Source organism: Brucella daejeonensis, assembly GCF_014199265.1.
Taxonomy (GTDB): Bacteria; Pseudomonadota; Alphaproteobacteria; order Rhizobiales; family Rhizobiaceae; genus Brucella; species Brucella daejeonensis.
The window spans coordinates 228,148-242,970 of the sequence record NZ_JACIJG010000006.1; the positions used below are offsets into that span (position 1 = coordinate 228,148).

Sequence of the window (14,823 nt, forward strand, 5' to 3'; positions counted from 1 at the left end):
TTTCCTTACGCATTCACGGGCAGGTTGAGTTCACACGCCAGAACTTCCAGCGTATCGCCAAGGATGGCGGTGATCTCGCCAACCTGCTCGCGGCTCACGACCATGGGCGGGCAGACGAGGAAATGATCGCCCTCGACGCCGCCGCGTGTGCGGCGCGAATAGACGATCAGGCCGCGCTCATAGGCGAGATCGACCATGCGCTGATGGGCGTTCAGTTCCTTCGGCAGCGGCTTCATGGTTTCGGGGTCGGACACGAATTCGGCAGCCAGCAGCAATCCCCTGCCGCGCACATCGCCAATGAAGGGGAAGCGTTTTGCAAGCCCTTCCAGTTCGCCCTTCAGCGCATCACCCATGCGGGCGGCATTGCCGACCAGATCGAGCCGGTCGACCTCTTGCAAAACCGCCTTGCCCGCTGCACAGGCCAGCGGATTGCCGGCATAGGTGAAGCCATGCAGGAAGCCGCCCGCATCCAGCACCGGCTGCACGATGCGGGCCGGCGCGGCCATCGCGCCAAGCGGGCAATAGCCGGAGGCAAAGCCCTTGGACAACGCGATCAGATCAGGCTTGCAGTTCCAGTGGTCGCCGCCAAGAAATTTGCCGGTGCGCCCGGCGCCGCTCATCACCTCATCGTGGATGAGCAGGATGCCATGACGGTCGCAGATTTCGCGAATGCGCGGATAATAGCTGTCGGGTGCGACCAGCGCGCCGGTGGACGCCCCGCCGATCGGCTCCATGATGAAGGCGAGCACGCTTTCAGGGCCTTCTTCCTGAATTTTCTCCTCCAGCATGTCGGCATATTTCTGCCCGCGCTGTTCCATCGTGAGATTGTCCCGGTCGAGATAGGCGGTCGGGGCCGGAATCTTTGGCATTTCGCGCATGATGGGTGCGAAAGGCTCGCTAAGCGCCGCATAACCGGTGACGGCCAGCGCGCCAAGCGTGCCGCCGTGATAGGACGGAAAACGCGAAATCACTTTCCAGCGCTTGCCCTGCCCGGTCGCAACCGCCCATTGGCGGGCGAGCTTGATGCAGGATTCGACCGCTTCCGAACCGCCGGACACGAAGAAAATCCTGTCCAGACCCTCCGGCATACGCTCGGCGACCATGCGCGCCAGATCTTCCGCCGGTTCGTTTTCGAAATGCAGCCGATAGGCGAAGGTGACGCGATCCATCTGCGCCTTCATGGCATCGAGCACGTTGCGATTGCCATGGCCGATATTGACCACCATTGCGCCGCTCGACCCGTCGATGACGCGGCGTCCGTTCTGATCCCAGATATAGATGCCCTCGGCGCGGTCCACCAGCGGCCTGCGCAGGCGCGACTGGTAAAAAAGATGCGATGCCGGGCGTTCGTTCTGTGCTTCGGTGTTGAGCATGATGTTACTCTGTCAGCGCTTGAGATATTGGTTGAGAACATTGGCGGTCACACGCTCGACCATGCGGTCGCCGCGTTTGAGGGCCGCCACCCACTCGCAGCTTCCGGCGTGGAAGACCTCGCCCTTGCCGCGCGGGAAATTGACGATCATGCCGCAGCCGCGCTTGATGCGTTCCACGGCTGCATCGCCATTGTCGCCGATCAGTATATCGGCAACGAATTTGGCATCGGCATCGGAGAGGAACTGGTCGTCGGCCGGAATATCCGCGCTCTCCTCCTTGAGCGATGACATGCCGAGCGCCAGGATCTGCAATCCATCCGGCGCACCGCTGCCCTCTTCCGGCTCCGGCAGTCCACCACGGATCACATAATCAAGCCCATCGACCTCATAGCCGAGGGCATGGCCTTCCGCACCGAGAACATCGCCATAATAGATGCCGGTTCCGGCGAAGGCCCAGTGTTCGGGACGATAGACCGGGAAACCGCGCACGCCGCGCGGCGCGCAGCCGCCCCAGCCAACATAGAGACCGCGCAATGCGTTGAGACCGAAAGTTTCGGCAGCAGGCCGTCCGGTTTCCGCCGCTTCCCAGCAGCCGCTTGTGCGGCGCGGATCAGCGGAGCGATAAACCGGATCTTCGGCGCGGGCGCGATATTTGTAGCAGGTCTGGCGCTTGCCATTGTCCTCAAGCCGCGTCTGCCACATGAAGTTGCCAGCGAAACGCGCGGCACGACCGCCGCCATCGACATAATTGTCGACGGCATCGCGCATTTCCCACGTCCAGTATTCGTCATGGCCGACGAAAGCCACGCAGTCGTAACCTTCGAGGATTTCCGGCGCGAAATGCAGTTCATGCTGGCTGGCGAGGTCGACCGCATAGCCTTCGCGCTCAGCCCAGCGGAAGAACAGGCTGTCATAGCTTGCCCAGCCGGAAGAGGCATATTTCTTGGAATAACCGTTGGCAAAGGCCCATTCCATGTGCGGATAGCGCGGCGGTGCGGCAGGTGGCGTCACGAATTCCAGCGGTACACGCGGCGCACCGGACGGAAGGACAACAAAGCCACGGCAGAACGGACGCTCGATGCTCACCGTCGTCGCATACTGATCGCCATTCGGCCCGGTGATGCCCTGATAATGGTTGGAGCCGCCCCAGGTATTATAGGCTGTCCATGTGCCGGTCGCCGCGACCTGGAGGATTCGGCCGGGCTTGCGGCCTGCGGCCGGACGCAGAATGAAAAGATGATGGCAATGGATCGGCTCTCCATCATTGCCATGCGCGACAAGCGTGATGCGATAGGCGCCGGAAGGCCAGTTCTCGTCCGTCTTGAAGGCGAAGGTCGTCTCCCAGCCGCAGCCGGTCACCGAACATTGCGCCGGTGTGTCCTGCCATTTGCAGTCGATGCCGCGCTTGGAGAAGACCGGCGTTTCCACCGCCCCGTCGCGTACGATTTCGATATCGAAGCGCGTTGCCGTGGAACTGACCTGAAGACGGACGGTCGCGCCCGGCAGATAGGAATAGGCATCGGTATAGCACCAGATTTCGCCGCGCGGCCCATCCATGCCGGGATATTCGTAATAATGGCCGAGGACCGCTTCGCGACGCTGCGTCGGTGTCAGCCCGAAATCCGGAAAATCACTGAGGGTTTTCTCGTTCATTCCGACACCTCACGCAGCCAGATATTTCTTGAGGAAGGAGCGGGTGCGTTCCTGCACCGGATTGCGCAAAATCTGCTCCGGCGGTCCTTCTTCCACCACCACGCCGCCATCCATGAACAGGATGCGGTCGGCGACTTCACCGGCGAAACGCATCTCGTGCGTGACGATCAGCATCGTCATGTGTTCGGCGGCAAGCTGCTTCATGACAGCGTTCACCTCGTCCACCAGTTCGGGATCGAGCGCGGAAGTCGCCTCGTCGAACAGCATCACCTTCGGCTGCATGGCAAGCGCGCGCGCAATGGCCACGCGCTGCTTCTGCCCGCCCGACAGACGCGAGGGGTAGACGTCGATCTTGTCGGCAAGCCCGACCTTCGACAAGAGCTCCAGCGCCAGCGTGCGTGCGGCGTCCTTGCCCATGCCCTTGAGCTTGATCGGGCCGAGCGTGATGTTCTCCAGCACCGTCAGATGCGGGAACAGGTTGAAGTGCTGGAACACCATGCCCATCTGCTGGCGCACCGCATTGATGTGCTTTTCGAAGGCCTGACCGGTAAGAGGCTGATTGACCTGCACGCCATCGAGCCAGACTTCGCCGCCGTTCAGCGTTTCCAGATGGTTGATCGAGCGCAGAAGCGTGCTCTTGCCGGAACCGCTCGGGCCGATGATCGCAACGATCTGGCCGCGCGCGACGGAAAGGTCGATACCTTTCAGCACTTCCAGCGCGCCATAGGCCTTGCGGGCGTTCTTGACTTCGACCATCGGCTTTGCGGATTTGGGGCTGCTCATCGCGTGACCTCCACTTTTCTTTCTATGCGTCGCAGGCTGGCTTCAAGAACCAGATTGACCACGTAATAGATGGCCGCGACGGTGATGTAGAATTCGAACGGGCTGAAGGTTTCGCTGATGGCAAGCTGGGCGCTGTGCACCAGTTCCGCGATGCCGATGATCGAAACCAGCGACGTATCCTTCAGGAGGACGATCATGTTGTTGCCGATCGGCGGGATCGTGTTGCGGATCGCCTGCGGAATGACGACATAGCGCAAGGCCTGACCGTGACTGAAACCGACGGAGCGGGCGCCTTCCATCTGGCCCGGATCGACTGCCACAATGCCCGCGCGGATGATATCGGCGTTATAGACGGCGAAATGCAGGCTGAGACCGATAATGCCCGCGCCGAGTGCCGGAATGTCGATGCCGACCTGAACCAGCCCGAAATAGATGAGGAACAATTGCAGCAAAAGCGGTGTGCCCATGAACAGCCACATGAAGAACCGCACCGGCAATGCGAGGATTGCAGGTGCATAAAGCACCACCAGCGCAAACAGAATGCCGAACACGAAACTGAAGAACGCCGAAGCGACGGTCAGAACCAGCGTCCACCAAAGTCCGGTCAAAAGCAGATCGGTGTAAGGAGTGACGATACTGAAATCGAGAGCCTGCATCACGCCCCCCTCACTGCGCCGCGAAGCGCTTGTCGAGCATATCGACCCCGCGCGCCACGACATAGATGATGATCATGTAGAGAACGGCGGCAACGCCGAATATCTCGAACGGCTTGTAGGTCGAACCGATGAAACGCTGCGCGGTATAGGTCAGCTCAACCACCGAAATGGTGGAGACCAGCGCCGAGCCTTTCAAAAGCGCGATGGCATTGACACCGAGCGGACGGATCATCAGGCGGGCCGCCTGCGGCAGCACCACGAGCCGCATGGTCTGGCCGCGACCAAAACCGATGGAGCGCGCCGCTTCCGTCTGGCCGCGATCCACGCTCTGGATCGCGCCGCGGATCGATTCCGACATATAGGCGCCGATATTCAACCCCAGCCCGATGACACCAGCGGCAAACGGCTCCAGATTGATGCCGACCTGCGGACCGCCGAAATAGAGAATGAAAAGCTGAACGAGGCAGGGCGTGCCGCGAAAGACACTGACATAGGCTACCGCAAGCCGTCGCAAGATGACAGAACGCGACAGGCGGGCTGCCACGAGCACTGCGGCCACTGCAAGGCCAAGAACCAGCGCGAGGGCGGAAATTCGCACAGTTACCCATGCCGCCTCCAGAAAGAACGGGAGGACGCGCTGCATCAACGCAAAATCCATCGGAAAACTCCGGTCAATCGGTTCCCTGAGCGACTGTCATCCGACCTTGGCGGAATGGCGCTCGAACTTCTCCTGCCGGTGCATGATCACCCGGTCGGCACCCGCTTCGCGTGGCCCACCGGGTCATGCTCCGGCGGCCCGGACATATGCCGGGCCGGGGATCGAATGCGTCAGCGAATGTCGCTGCCGACCCACTGCATCGAGATCTTCTCATAGGTGCCGTCGGCCATGATGTCGTCCAGCGCCTTCTGCATCGCGGCCTTCAGTTCCGGATTGTTCTTGCGGATCGCAATGCCGATGGCGACGCTGCCGCCTTCGATATTCGGCGTATCAAGCCTGCGGACCTTCTGGCCGGTTTCCTTGATCGCGACCATCACCGGAATATTGTCCACCACGATAGCATCGACGCGACCGGAATTCAGTTCCAGCATCAGTTCCGGCAGACCCTTATAGGTGCGGATGGTCCAGCCGCCCTGTTCGCGCGCCCACTTCTCATGGGTTTCGCCGAGCGTCACGCCCAGCGTCTTGTCCTTGAGGTCGTCCAGCTTCTGGACGGCGGAGTCTTCCTTCACGAAAACCGCACGCCCCGCATGATAATAGGGACCGACGAAGTCCACGGCCTTTTCACGCTCCGGCGTGATGGTCATGGAACCGACCACCGTGTCGAACTTGCCCGCGCGCAGACCCGCAATGATACCGTCCCAGGCGGTGGTGATGAGTTGCGGCTTCAATTGCATCCGTTCGGCGATGGTCGTGCCGATGGCTGCGTCGAAGCCCACGACCTCGTTCTTCTCATTGACGAAGTTGAACGGCGGGTACTGGCCGCTCATGGCGATCTTCAGTTCGCCCGCCGCCTTGATCTTCTCAAGATCGTCGGCCTTTGCCGATGCGCTCGCAAAAACTGCGGTGGCGGCGATTGCGGCTGCGGCGATGAAACCCGTGAATTTGTTAAACATGCTGTTCCCGACTTCCTCTTGTTTGTTTGCTTGAGGCTTTTTGATGCCTTCCGATATTCATGATTGCTTTTATGAATGCATTTCGCAAATAGATAATGGAAATGGATTGCATAGATTTCATGAATGGATAATGCCATGTCGCTACATCGGCCCGAACGCCTCGTCTGGGACCTTGACTGGAACCTGTTGCGCAGTTTCGTCGTGATCGCGGAAGTGAAAAGCATCACCCGTGCCGCCGAACGGCTGAACCTCAAGCAGCCGAGCGTCAGCAACGCGCTGCGGCGTCTGGAGGACCGTATCGGCCAGCGGCTGATCGAACGCGACGCGACGCATTTCGAACTGACGGAAGTCGGCAAGCTTCTTTACGAGCAGAGCATCGAGGTGTTCGGCGCGATTTCGCAATTGCCGCAACTGGTGCGCGGCGTGGGCGACGATGTGACCGGCCATGTCACCATATCGGTGGCAAGCCATATCGTCTCGCCGATCTTCGACCGCGCGCTTTCCATGTTCCATGACCAGCACCCGCGCGCGACGCTGACCATCAACGTCTCCGCCAGCACGGAAGTGGCGCGACTGGTGCGCGAGAAACGGGCCTCTTTCGGCCTCGGTCTGGTGGGCAATCGCGACCCGGCGCTCGACTACACCATGGTCTACCGCGAGTTCTTCGGCTTTTTCTGCGGTCCCCGGCACCGGATGTTCGGACAATCCGGGCTGACGCTCGCCGATCTCAAGGGGGAACCATCGGTATCGTTCCAGACGGACCACATTGCCGATGCGTTGCGGCCCGTCGCGCTCCTGCGCAGCGAGGCCCGGCTTTCGCCGGAGGTGGTCGGCACCTCGTCAAGCCTCGAAGAAGTGCGCCGGATGATCGTCAACAGTCTCGGCATCGGCCCGCTTCCGCTGCATGTGGCGCGTCGTGACATCGAGGATGGCCTGCTGTGGCGTCTGCCGCCTTACGACAGCCCGCCTGCCATCGACGTTTTCCTGATCCAGAACCCGGAAATCAATCTCAACAAGGCGGAAAAAGCCATGCTGGCCGCGCTCGGATCGCTGATCGCCGAAACCCCGCTCGACGAGCGCATCTACAAGGATTGACCGGCAATCCTGTTCTTCCGTCACGCAACGCTGTGCAGTTCCGTGCAAACCTTGTTGCGGCCCAGATGCTTGGCGCGATAAAGCGCTGTATCGGCCCGGCGGAACACTGTCTGGAAATCGCGGTCGCCCGGCGTGTAGAACGCGATGCCCGCACTGGTCGTGGTCGTAAACCCTCCGGTCTGCGTATCGAAAGCGATCAGCGAGAGGGATTTCCGGATCGCATCGGCCAGGGACAGAACGTCCGTATGCGGCCTTTGGCGCAGAACCAGAACGAATTCCTCGCCCCCGATCCGGGCGACGAGCGCCTCGACATCGATATGATTGCGCAAGATGTCCGAAAATGCGCACAGAACGCCGTCACCAACCATATGGCCATGCGTATCGTTGATCGACTTGAACGCGTCGAGATCGAAGACGACGACGGAATCGCCAAGCCGCAGTTCGTCTTTCGAGAGAAGATCATAAAGGGCGCGCCGGTTCAAAAGGCCGGTGAGGCTATCCGTGCGGGCATCGTTGGCGTGGCGGCGGGCAATGCGGGACTGGGTGAAACTCAGCGACAGGGCGCCAATCCCGGTAATGCCGATAATGGCCGTTATGGCATTGAGGTCTTCGGCCCAGTTGACCGGAATATCCGTCAACACCCATTGCCGCTCGTGGATGATGACCGCACCGCACAGAAAGAAGGACAGAGCGGTCAGCACATAGAGCACGATCATGCCCGCGACCGGTATCGGCGCTTCGCGAAGGACATGGATATATTCCCGGGCCGTCATCACAAGCAATGCGGCCACGGCAATGTTGAAGACCGCCGTACCGATACCCGCCCAGCCGCCAAGAACCGGAAGTGCGACGGCGCAAACGACAATGATCGCAAAGGCGGTGAGCAAGCCGCCCGGAACGACGCGGCCCGAAATCTGCCGCGCGCCGACATACAGGAAAAGAAAACCTGCGGTTTCCAGCCCAAAAGCCACAATGGAAGCGGTCTCCAGCGAAAACGGCCCGGCATAATAGAGCACCGCGCCCGCTCCGAGCAGGATCATGCCAAGGCAGCCCCAGAACAGAAATCTGTCACGCGGGTTCTGATACCAGACGCTCAGTATGGTGAAGGCGACCGCCAGAGAGCAGATACCTGCTGCAAAAAACAAAGTATTCTGGTCCAGTCCCAAAGAGATGTTCCCCCGCCACCTTCGTGCCGCCGACCGAAGTGTAATTCAGCTTCGCATAATAAGCGATAAGGAATATCGGCAGCCGCGCAGCGTATGGACTTTCCCGGACCAAGTAAACCTCCGCGCGGTATCGAAGCGGCGTAGGGCATGCCCCCGCGGGCTTCAGCCCGACACGCTTACGCTGCGTCATCCAACTGTCACGCAATCGGAATAAAAGCTCCCAAATCATTTGGATTGCGGGAAAATGTTACGTACTTCTGATATAAATATAGACATTGCCGTTCGGGCTGAAGGCTTGCACCTCGCCTACGGTCCCGCCACCATTTTGAAAAATATAGATCTTTCACTACCCAAGGGACAGACGCTCGCCCTGCTCGGGCCGTCCGGCTGCGGAAAGACGACCTTGCTCCGTCTCGTGGCGGGCCTGCTGGCCCCGACCAAAGGGGCGATCACGATCAACGGCGTCACCGTCGCCGATGCCTCGACGGGCACTTTCGTTCCGCCCGAGAAGCGTCAGCTCGGCATGGTGTTTCAGGATTATGCGCTCTGGCCGCATATGACGGTCTTCGGCAATGTTTCCTTTCCGCTCGAAATGCGTGGGCTCGGTCGCGCCGAGCGCGAAAAACGCGTTGCCTCAGCGCTCGACCGCGTCGGCCTGTCCGGCTTCGGCAACCGGGCGATCAGCGATATGTCGGGTGGCCAGCAGCAGCGCGTCGCCATCGCCCGCGCCATCGTCGCCGAACCGGGGCTGGTCCTGTTCGATGAGCCGCTGTCCAATCTCGACCGCGAACTGCGCGAGAACATGGTCACCGAAATCGGCCAGCTCGTTTCCAATCTTGGCCTGACCGCGATCTATGTCACCCATGACCAGAGCGAAGCCTTCTCGCTGGCCGATCAGGTGGCGGTGATGCGCGGCGGCGTCATCGAGCAACTGGCCGCGCCGGAAACGCTCGTTGCCCGACCGACGACACCGGAAGTCGCGGATTTTCTACGGCTCGGCTGCGTCATACCGGTCGAACGCCGGGACGAGTCCTATCGTATCGCGCGCACGGAAATCCACCTCGCCCACGGCTCCACAGCCGAACGGGCAACCCATGTGCTCCTGCCGTCGCGCTCCGTGCGCAGCGGTCCGGTGCATGACGCGACCATTCCGGCAATTGTGCTGCGTTCGCAGTTTCGCGGCGACGGGCATCTGACCACGGTGCGCATCGGCCCGCAGCAGGACGGGCACGAACTGACCTATCTCGACCATATCCGGCTTTCGCCCGGCGCTCCTATCGGCATTTCGGTCGATGCGGACCAGTTACGCTGGTTTTCGCAATAGAAGCAAAGCCCGTGCGATGGCCGGACATTTTCAGACTGCGGGCAGCGTTCGCAATGCGGCGGCCAGGCACAAGATCACGACTTCATAAACATCTCAGGAGGCAAAGATGAACAAATCCATTTTCGGCGCGGGGCTTGCGCTTGTCGCTTCGCTATTGGCAAGCACGGCGGCCTATGCCGACATCACCGTCTATTCGGCAGGCCCCGGTAGCCTGATCGAAAAGCTCGCCGCCGGCTTTACCGCCAAGACCGGTGCGAAAGTCAACGTGTTTCAGGCGACGACCGGCAAGGTCATGGCCCGTATCGAAGCCGAAGCCGCCAATCCGGTGGTCGACGTCCTGATCTCGGCTTCATGGGATACGGCGACCGATTTCACCAGGCGCGACTGGCTCGTAGCCTATACCAGCCCGAATGCTGCGAAAGTGCCGGATTTCCTGAAAACAGAAACGGCTGTCGCGCAGGGCGTCTCGGCGCTCGCCATCGCGTGGAACCCGGCCAGCAAGACGCCGAAACCCACCGAATGGACCGATCTCGCCAAGCCTGAATACAAGGATATGGTCAATCTGCCGGATCCGGCGCAGTCGGGCGCGACATTCGAACTCGTTGCCGCCCTTCAGGCGCAGCAGGGTTGGGACCTGTTCAAGAACCTGCATGAAAACGGCGCGACCGTTGCCGGAGCCAATGCGCAGGCCCTCAACCCGGTTCTGCAGGGCGCCAAGGCCGCCGTATTCGGCGCAGTCGATTACATCTCGCTTTCAGGAAAAGCCAAGGGCGAATCCGTCGAAGTGATTTTCCCGGCATCCGGCACGGTCATCGCGCCCCGCCCGGCCATGATCCTGAAATGGTCGAAAAACCAGGGCGAAGCCAGGCAGTTCATCGACTACATGCTGTCCGACGAAGGCCAGAAGATGGTCGCCGACACCTATCTGATGCCTTCGCGCTCCGACATACCGGCCAACCGCCCGCTGATCGGCGATCTGAAAATCCTGCCGATCGACGCCAAGGAAGTCTACGGCAAACGCGACGAGACGCTGAAGGAATTCAGCACCATTTTCGCCGCCAGCAACTGACAGGACACGCAGGGATGAAGACGAATGGCGCGACCGCGACCAATCCGCTGGGCTTCGTTGCGGTCGGCGGACTGGCATTCATCGTTGCAGTGCCGTTTGTCTTCATCGTGCTGCAGGCGATCTTTCCGCAACTGGGACGAGGTTCGCTGGCCGAACCTTTCCTGCATCTTTCCACGCTGTTCGAGGACCCGAAACTCCTGCGCATGAGCGGCAATACCGTGCTGCTCGGCCTCGCCGTGGTGGCGCTTTCCGCCCTCATCGCCGTTCCTCTCGCCGTCTTCCGGGCGCTCTACCGGGTTCCATTCGCCGTGCTTTGGGACGTGCTCATGCTCGTGCCGTTCATGATCCCGCCCTATATCGCCACGCTCGGATGGATCATGACCCTGCAACCGCGCGGCTATCTCGAACAGCTCGGCGGGTTCAATCTGGCATCGTTCCTGTTCTCGGTGCCGGGCATGAGCTTCATCATGGCGCTGAACACTTTTCCGCTGGTCTATTTCGCGGTATCGCGAACGATCGAAGCGGTCGGCGCCCGCTATTCCGACGTCGGGCGCGTGTTCGGGGCTTCACCCTGGCGCTCCTTCTTCCGCATCACCCTGCCGCTGGCGACGCCGGGCCTTGCCGCAAGCCTTCTACTGGTCTTTGCCGCAGCCATCGAGGAATATGGCACGCCCGCCGCTCTTGGTCGACGTTCCGGTTTCGAGGTTCTGGTAACGGAAATCGACCTGCGCATTTCCGACTGGCCCATCGACCTTGCGGGAGCAGCCGTCTTTTCGCTGGCTCTCGTCTGCCTCTCGCTTGCGGCCTTTCTGGTCCAGCGCTGGATTCTGACGCGCCGTTCCTATGCAACGACGGGCGGCAAGCCGCAGGCCAAGGACAAGCGCCCGCTTGGAGCCATGACCGTTCCGGTGGTCACGCTTTTTGCCATCGTGGCCTTTGCCGCGACCGGCGTTCCGCTGCTTGCCATTCTGGCCACGGCGCTGTCGAAAACCGTTTCCGGCGGGCTGGTGCCTTCGAATCTCGGCTTCGGCAATTTTGCGGCCATTGCCGATGACAGCGCGGGCGGTATGCGCGCACTGATCAACAGCCTGTCGCTCGGCGTCGCAAGCGCCCTCGTGACCGGTGTCCTTGGCGCAATCGCCGCCTATGCGGTGGTGAAAATGCGGTTTCGCGGCCGTTTCTGGCTCGATCTTCTGACCGTCCTGCCCAATGCGCTCCCCGGTGTCGTCGTGGCTGTCGGCCTTATTCTGGCCTGGAACCAACCGGCCCTGCCCGTCTCGCCCTACAATACGCCATTGATCCTGCTGCTTGCCTATTGCTGCATTCTTCTGCCGCAGCCGATCCGTTATGCAACAGCAGCCTTTCATCAGATCGGCGATAATCTGGAAGCGGCTGCGCGGGTATGCGGAGCCAGCAGTTTCACGGCTTTTCGCCGCATTATGTTACCGCTGATCGCGCCGAGCCTCGTCACCGCCATGCTGCTGGTCTTTGCGGTCGCCACGCGCGAACTGGTCGCTTCCATTCTGGTCGCTCCGGTTGGAATGCAGACCATCTCGATCTTCATCTGGCGTCAGTTCGAACAGGGATCGGTCGGCCTCGGCATGGCAATGGCATTCATCGCCATCGTGATCACGACGCTTCTGCCGCTTATCCTGATGGGACTGTTGAAACGTTCCGGCCTCGTGAAAATCTGAAAAATGCCGCAGCGCCCGGAAGCGCCGCGGCATGGTCTTTACATGGTGCGGATTTTACGGGCTGTCGCCTGCAAAAGCTCGAACGCCGCGAAACGGCGATCATGCCATTTCACCCGTCCTGCATCGGGCCGGTTGACCGCGCCCAGTTCCGACATGGCATGCATGGCGGAGCCAAGATCTGGATAGGCCCCGCCCGCAACCGCGCCAAGCATGGCCGAGCCGAGCAGAACCGGTTCCGGCGATGTGGATGCAGCAATGACGAGGCCAGTCGTATCGGCCAGCACCTGACGAACCAGATCGGATCGTGCCGCGCCGCCACTGACGACAATAACGGCGGTCACGATGCCTTTGGCCTTTTGCGCCTCGACGATTTGCCGCGCTCCATAACCCAGACCGCACAATCCGGCGAGATAAAGCCCAGTCAGACTGTCGATACCCGCATCAAGATCAAGCCCGGCAATGATGGCGCGGGCGTCCGGGTCGGCGAAGGGTGCGCGATTGCCTAGGAATTCCGGCACGACATGAATGCCGCCGACGATTTCCGCCGTTTTCGCTGCGCCGCCGCGCGCCTCAACTTGCCACGCCAGACTGTCGGCCAGCCCCTTGCCTTCCGCCGCCGCCTGTCTTTCGGCTTCGGCTGCGAAGGGATGCATATGAATGAGATGATCGATAGCGGCACCTGCCGCCGACTGTCCGCCCTCGTTGAGCCACAAGCCCGGCACCATGGCCGAGAAATACGGCCCCCAGACCCCATCCACGAAAACCGGCGTTTCCGTAGTGGTCATGGTGCAGGCCGAAGTGCCGAACACATAGGCCATGCGCGACAGGACATCGCCTTCGCCCCCGCGCGCGCCAACGGTACCGATGCCGCCCGCATGGGCGTCGATCAGACCGGCGGCAATCGCGATGCCGGGCTTCAGCCCCAGTTCCGCCGCCGCTTCCGTGCTCAAAGTTCCGAGCTTTTCACCGCCCGCGCATACGTCGGTGCCGACGCGCTGGAAACCTTCGTCCGCCAGTTGCCCCAGACCGACTGCACGAAAATAGACATCATCCCAGCGTTTTTCATGGCTGAGATAGGTCCATTTGCAAGTAACCGTGCAAGCCGAGCGGGCTAGCGAGCCACAGGATTTCCAGGTGAGAAAATCCGTCAGGTCAAAAAACTGCCAGGCGGCGGCAAAGGTTTCCGGCTTGTTTTCCTTCAGCCACAAGAGTTTGGGCGTTTCCATTTCCGGTGAAATGGTGCCGCCGACATAGGCCAGCACCTTCGCGCCGGTCGCATTGATACGCTCTGCCTGATCGGTGGCGCGGTGGTCCATCCAGACAATGATGTCGCGCTGCGGATCATTCGACGGGCCGACCGCGAGCGGCGTGCCGCCATCGCCCAGCACAACCAGCGAACAGGTGGCGTCATAGCCGATACCGGCCACGAGAGCCGGATCAATACCGGCCGTCGCCACCGCCTCGCGCACACTTTCGCACACGGCCTGCCAGATATTGCCGCTCGACTGCTCGACAATGCCGCCAGCCGCGTGCCACATCGCAATATCGCGCTTGGCCGAGGCCAGCATCGCGCCTTTCGCGTCGAACACTCCGGCACGGGCACTGCCGGTGCCGACATCGACGCCGAGATAATAGCTGGTCATCGTCGCTCTCATTTACAGATCGAGGCTCTGGGGCAAGATAACGAGGTCGCGAATGGTGATGTTGCGCGGGCGCGTCAGCATGAACATCACCGATTCCGCCACTTCACTTGGCTGCATCAGGCTGCCTGCTGCGAGCGCTTCATCGAGCTTGGCCTTGGGCCAGTCGCTGATGAGCGCGGTCACGACCGGACCGGGCAGAACACCGCCGACGCGGATGCCATGCGGCGCGACCTGACGACGAACCGTGTGCACGAAAGCCTGTACGGCATGTTTGGACGCCGTGTAGATCGGCTCCCAGATCACCGGCACCACGCCCGCGACCGAACTGGTCATGATGATATCGCCGGTCTTGCGCTCCATCATATGCGGCAGCACGGCATGAATGGTACGGAAAGCTGCGTTGATATTGAGGTTCAACATGCGATCCCAAGCATCCGGGTCACCTTCCCACAACGGGCCGCCGATATAAGCACCCGCATTGGCATGGAAAATATCAAGCTGACCCGCCTGTTCGAGAATCTGCGGCATCATGGTGGCGACCGATGCCGGATCGAGCAGGTTGATAACGAGCGGCTTTGCCTTGTCGCCAAGCTCGGCGCATTTTTCTTTCAGTGCCTTCTCGTCACGATCGACGAGGAACACCGTCATGCCCGCTTCAACCATATGCTTTGCGCATTCGAAGCCGATGCCTGACGCCGCGCCCGTGACGGCGGCGACCTTTCCGGTGAGATCCTGAGCCATTCTATAGTCCTT

At 61.0% G+C, this 14,823-nt stretch carries 13 protein-coding genes; 4 read left to right on the plus strand and 9 right to left on the minus strand.

Annotation, left to right across the window (positions count from 1 at the left end; translation table 11 throughout):
* Nucleotides 1-5: 5 nt before the first annotated feature.
* From FHS76_RS10020 to FHS76_RS10045, 6 genes are all read right to left on the minus strand, one after another.
* Entirely contained in the window at nt 6-1,373 is a 1,368-nt protein-coding gene (locus FHS76_RS10020; protein ID WP_183651501.1) for an aminotransferase family protein, read from the minus strand.
* 12 nt (nt 1,374-1,385) lie between these two features.
* Nucleotides 1,386-3,026: a N,N-dimethylformamidase beta subunit family domain-containing protein gene (locus FHS76_RS10025; RefSeq protein ID WP_183651504.1), complete on the minus strand. Its 1,641-nt coding sequence runs from the start codon at nt 3,024-3,026 to the stop codon at nt 1,386-1,388.
* 9 nt (nt 3,027-3,035) lie between these two features.
* Entirely contained in the window at nt 3,036-3,809 is a 774-nt protein-coding gene (locus tag FHS76_RS10030; RefSeq protein WP_374828578.1) for an amino acid ABC transporter ATP-binding protein, read from the minus strand.
* Nucleotides 3,806-4,465, minus strand: coding sequence for an amino acid ABC transporter permease (locus FHS76_RS10035; protein WP_183651507.1), 660 nt, complete (start codon nt 4,463-4,465; stop codon nt 3,806-3,808). Before FHS76_RS10035 ends, FHS76_RS10030 begins: the two co-directional genes overlap by 4 nt.
* Before the next feature lie 10 nt (nt 4,466-4,475).
* Nucleotides 4,476-5,123, minus strand: a complete 648-nt coding sequence (locus FHS76_RS10040) for an amino acid ABC transporter permease (protein ID WP_183651510.1) — start codon at nt 5,121-5,123, stop codon at nt 4,476-4,478.
* A 170-nt stretch (nt 5,124-5,293) separates the two neighbouring features.
* Entirely contained in the window at nt 5,294-6,079 is a 786-nt protein-coding gene (locus FHS76_RS10045; protein WP_183651513.1) for an ABC transporter substrate-binding protein, read from the minus strand.
* Nucleotides 6,080-6,214: 135 nt separating this feature from the next.
* Between FHS76_RS10045 and FHS76_RS10050 the strand changes: the two genes are divergently transcribed.
* Nucleotides 6,215-7,174, plus strand: a complete 960-nt coding sequence (locus FHS76_RS10050; RefSeq protein ID WP_183651516.1) for a LysR family transcriptional regulator — start codon at nt 6,215-6,217, stop codon at nt 7,172-7,174.
* Nucleotides 7,175-7,194: 20 nt separating this feature from the next.
* Here FHS76_RS10050 and FHS76_RS10055 read toward each other — a convergent pair whose 3' ends face one another.
* Nucleotides 7,195-8,319: a GGDEF domain-containing protein gene (locus tag FHS76_RS10055; RefSeq protein ID WP_235992628.1), complete on the minus strand. Its 1,125-nt coding sequence runs from the start codon at nt 8,317-8,319 to the stop codon at nt 7,195-7,197.
* Nucleotides 8,320-8,584: 265 nt separating this feature from the next.
* Here FHS76_RS10055 and FHS76_RS10060 point away from each other — a divergent pair, with 265 nt between their 5' ends.
* The 3 genes from FHS76_RS10060 (at nt 8,585) to FHS76_RS10070 (ending at nt 12,427) form a co-directional block, all read left to right on the plus strand.
* Nucleotides 8,585-9,664, plus strand: coding sequence for an ABC transporter ATP-binding protein (locus tag FHS76_RS10060; protein WP_183651522.1), 1,080 nt, complete (start codon nt 8,585-8,587; stop codon nt 9,662-9,664).
* 106 nt (nt 9,665-9,770) lie between these two features.
* Nucleotides 9,771-10,733 (plus strand): ABC transporter substrate-binding protein, encoded by a 963-nt coding sequence (locus FHS76_RS10065; protein WP_183651525.1) that lies wholly within the window; start codon nt 9,771-9,773, stop codon nt 10,731-10,733.
* 14 nt (nt 10,734-10,747) lie between these two features.
* Nucleotides 10,748-12,427: an ABC transporter permease gene (locus FHS76_RS10070; RefSeq protein WP_183651528.1), complete on the plus strand. Its 1,680-nt coding sequence runs from the start codon at nt 10,748-10,750 to the stop codon at nt 12,425-12,427.
* A gap of 38 nt (nt 12,428-12,465) precedes the next feature.
* On the opposite strand, the gene FHS76_RS10075 is transcribed toward FHS76_RS10070, so the two are convergent.
* Both FHS76_RS10075 and FHS76_RS10080 read right to left on the minus strand, forming a co-directional pair.
* On the minus strand, nt 12,466-14,070 hold the full coding sequence (locus FHS76_RS10075; RefSeq protein ID WP_183651531.1) for an FGGY-family carbohydrate kinase: 1,605 nt from the start codon (nt 14,068-14,070) through the stop codon (nt 12,466-12,468).
* Between the two features lie 12 nt (nt 14,071-14,082).
* Complete coding sequence (locus tag FHS76_RS10080) at nt 14,083-14,811, minus strand: SDR family oxidoreductase (protein ID WP_183651534.1); 729 nt, start codon at nt 14,809-14,811, stop codon at nt 14,083-14,085.
* Nucleotides 14,812-14,823 lie beyond the last annotated feature (12 nt).

Excerpts from the sequence above, each read along its gene's own strand:
- FHS76_RS10020 (WP_183651501.1), bottom strand. The coding sequence starts at position 1,373 with ATGCTCAACACCGAAGCACAGAACGAACGCCCGGCATCGCATCTTTTT.
- FHS76_RS10025 (WP_183651504.1), bottom strand. The coding sequence starts at position 3,026 with ATGAACGAGAAAACCCTCAGTGATTTTCCGGATTTCGGGCTGACACCG.
- FHS76_RS10030 (WP_374828578.1), bottom strand. The coding sequence starts at position 3,809 with ATGAGCAGCCCCAAATCCGCAAAGCCGATGGTCGAAGTCAAGAACGCC.
- FHS76_RS10035 (WP_183651507.1), bottom strand. The coding sequence starts at position 4,465 with ATGCAGGCTCTCGATTTCAGTATCGTCACTCCTTACACCGATCTGCTT.
- FHS76_RS10040 (WP_183651510.1), bottom strand. The coding sequence starts at position 5,123 with ATGGATTTTGCGTTGATGCAGCGCGTCCTCCCGTTCTTTCTGGAGGCG.
- FHS76_RS10045 (WP_183651513.1), bottom strand. The coding sequence starts at position 6,079 with ATGTTTAACAAATTCACGGGTTTCATCGCCGCAGCCGCAATCGCCGCC.
- FHS76_RS10050 (WP_183651516.1), top strand. The coding sequence starts at position 6,215 with ATGTCGCTACATCGGCCCGAACGCCTCGTCTGGGACCTTGACTGGAAC.
- FHS76_RS10060 (WP_183651522.1), top strand. The coding sequence starts at position 8,585 with ATGTTACGTACTTCTGATATAAATATAGACATTGCCGTTCGGGCTGAA.
- FHS76_RS10065 (WP_183651525.1), top strand. The coding sequence starts at position 9,771 with ATGAACAAATCCATTTTCGGCGCGGGGCTTGCGCTTGTCGCTTCGCTA.
- FHS76_RS10070 (WP_183651528.1), top strand. The coding sequence starts at position 10,748 with ATGAAGACGAATGGCGCGACCGCGACCAATCCGCTGGGCTTCGTTGCG.
- FHS76_RS10075 (WP_183651531.1), bottom strand. The coding sequence starts at position 14,070 with ATGACCAGCTATTATCTCGGCGTCGATGTCGGCACCGGCAGTGCCCGT.
- FHS76_RS10080 (WP_183651534.1), bottom strand. The coding sequence starts at position 14,811 with ATGGCTCAGGATCTCACCGGAAAGGTCGCCGCCGTCACGGGCGCGGCG.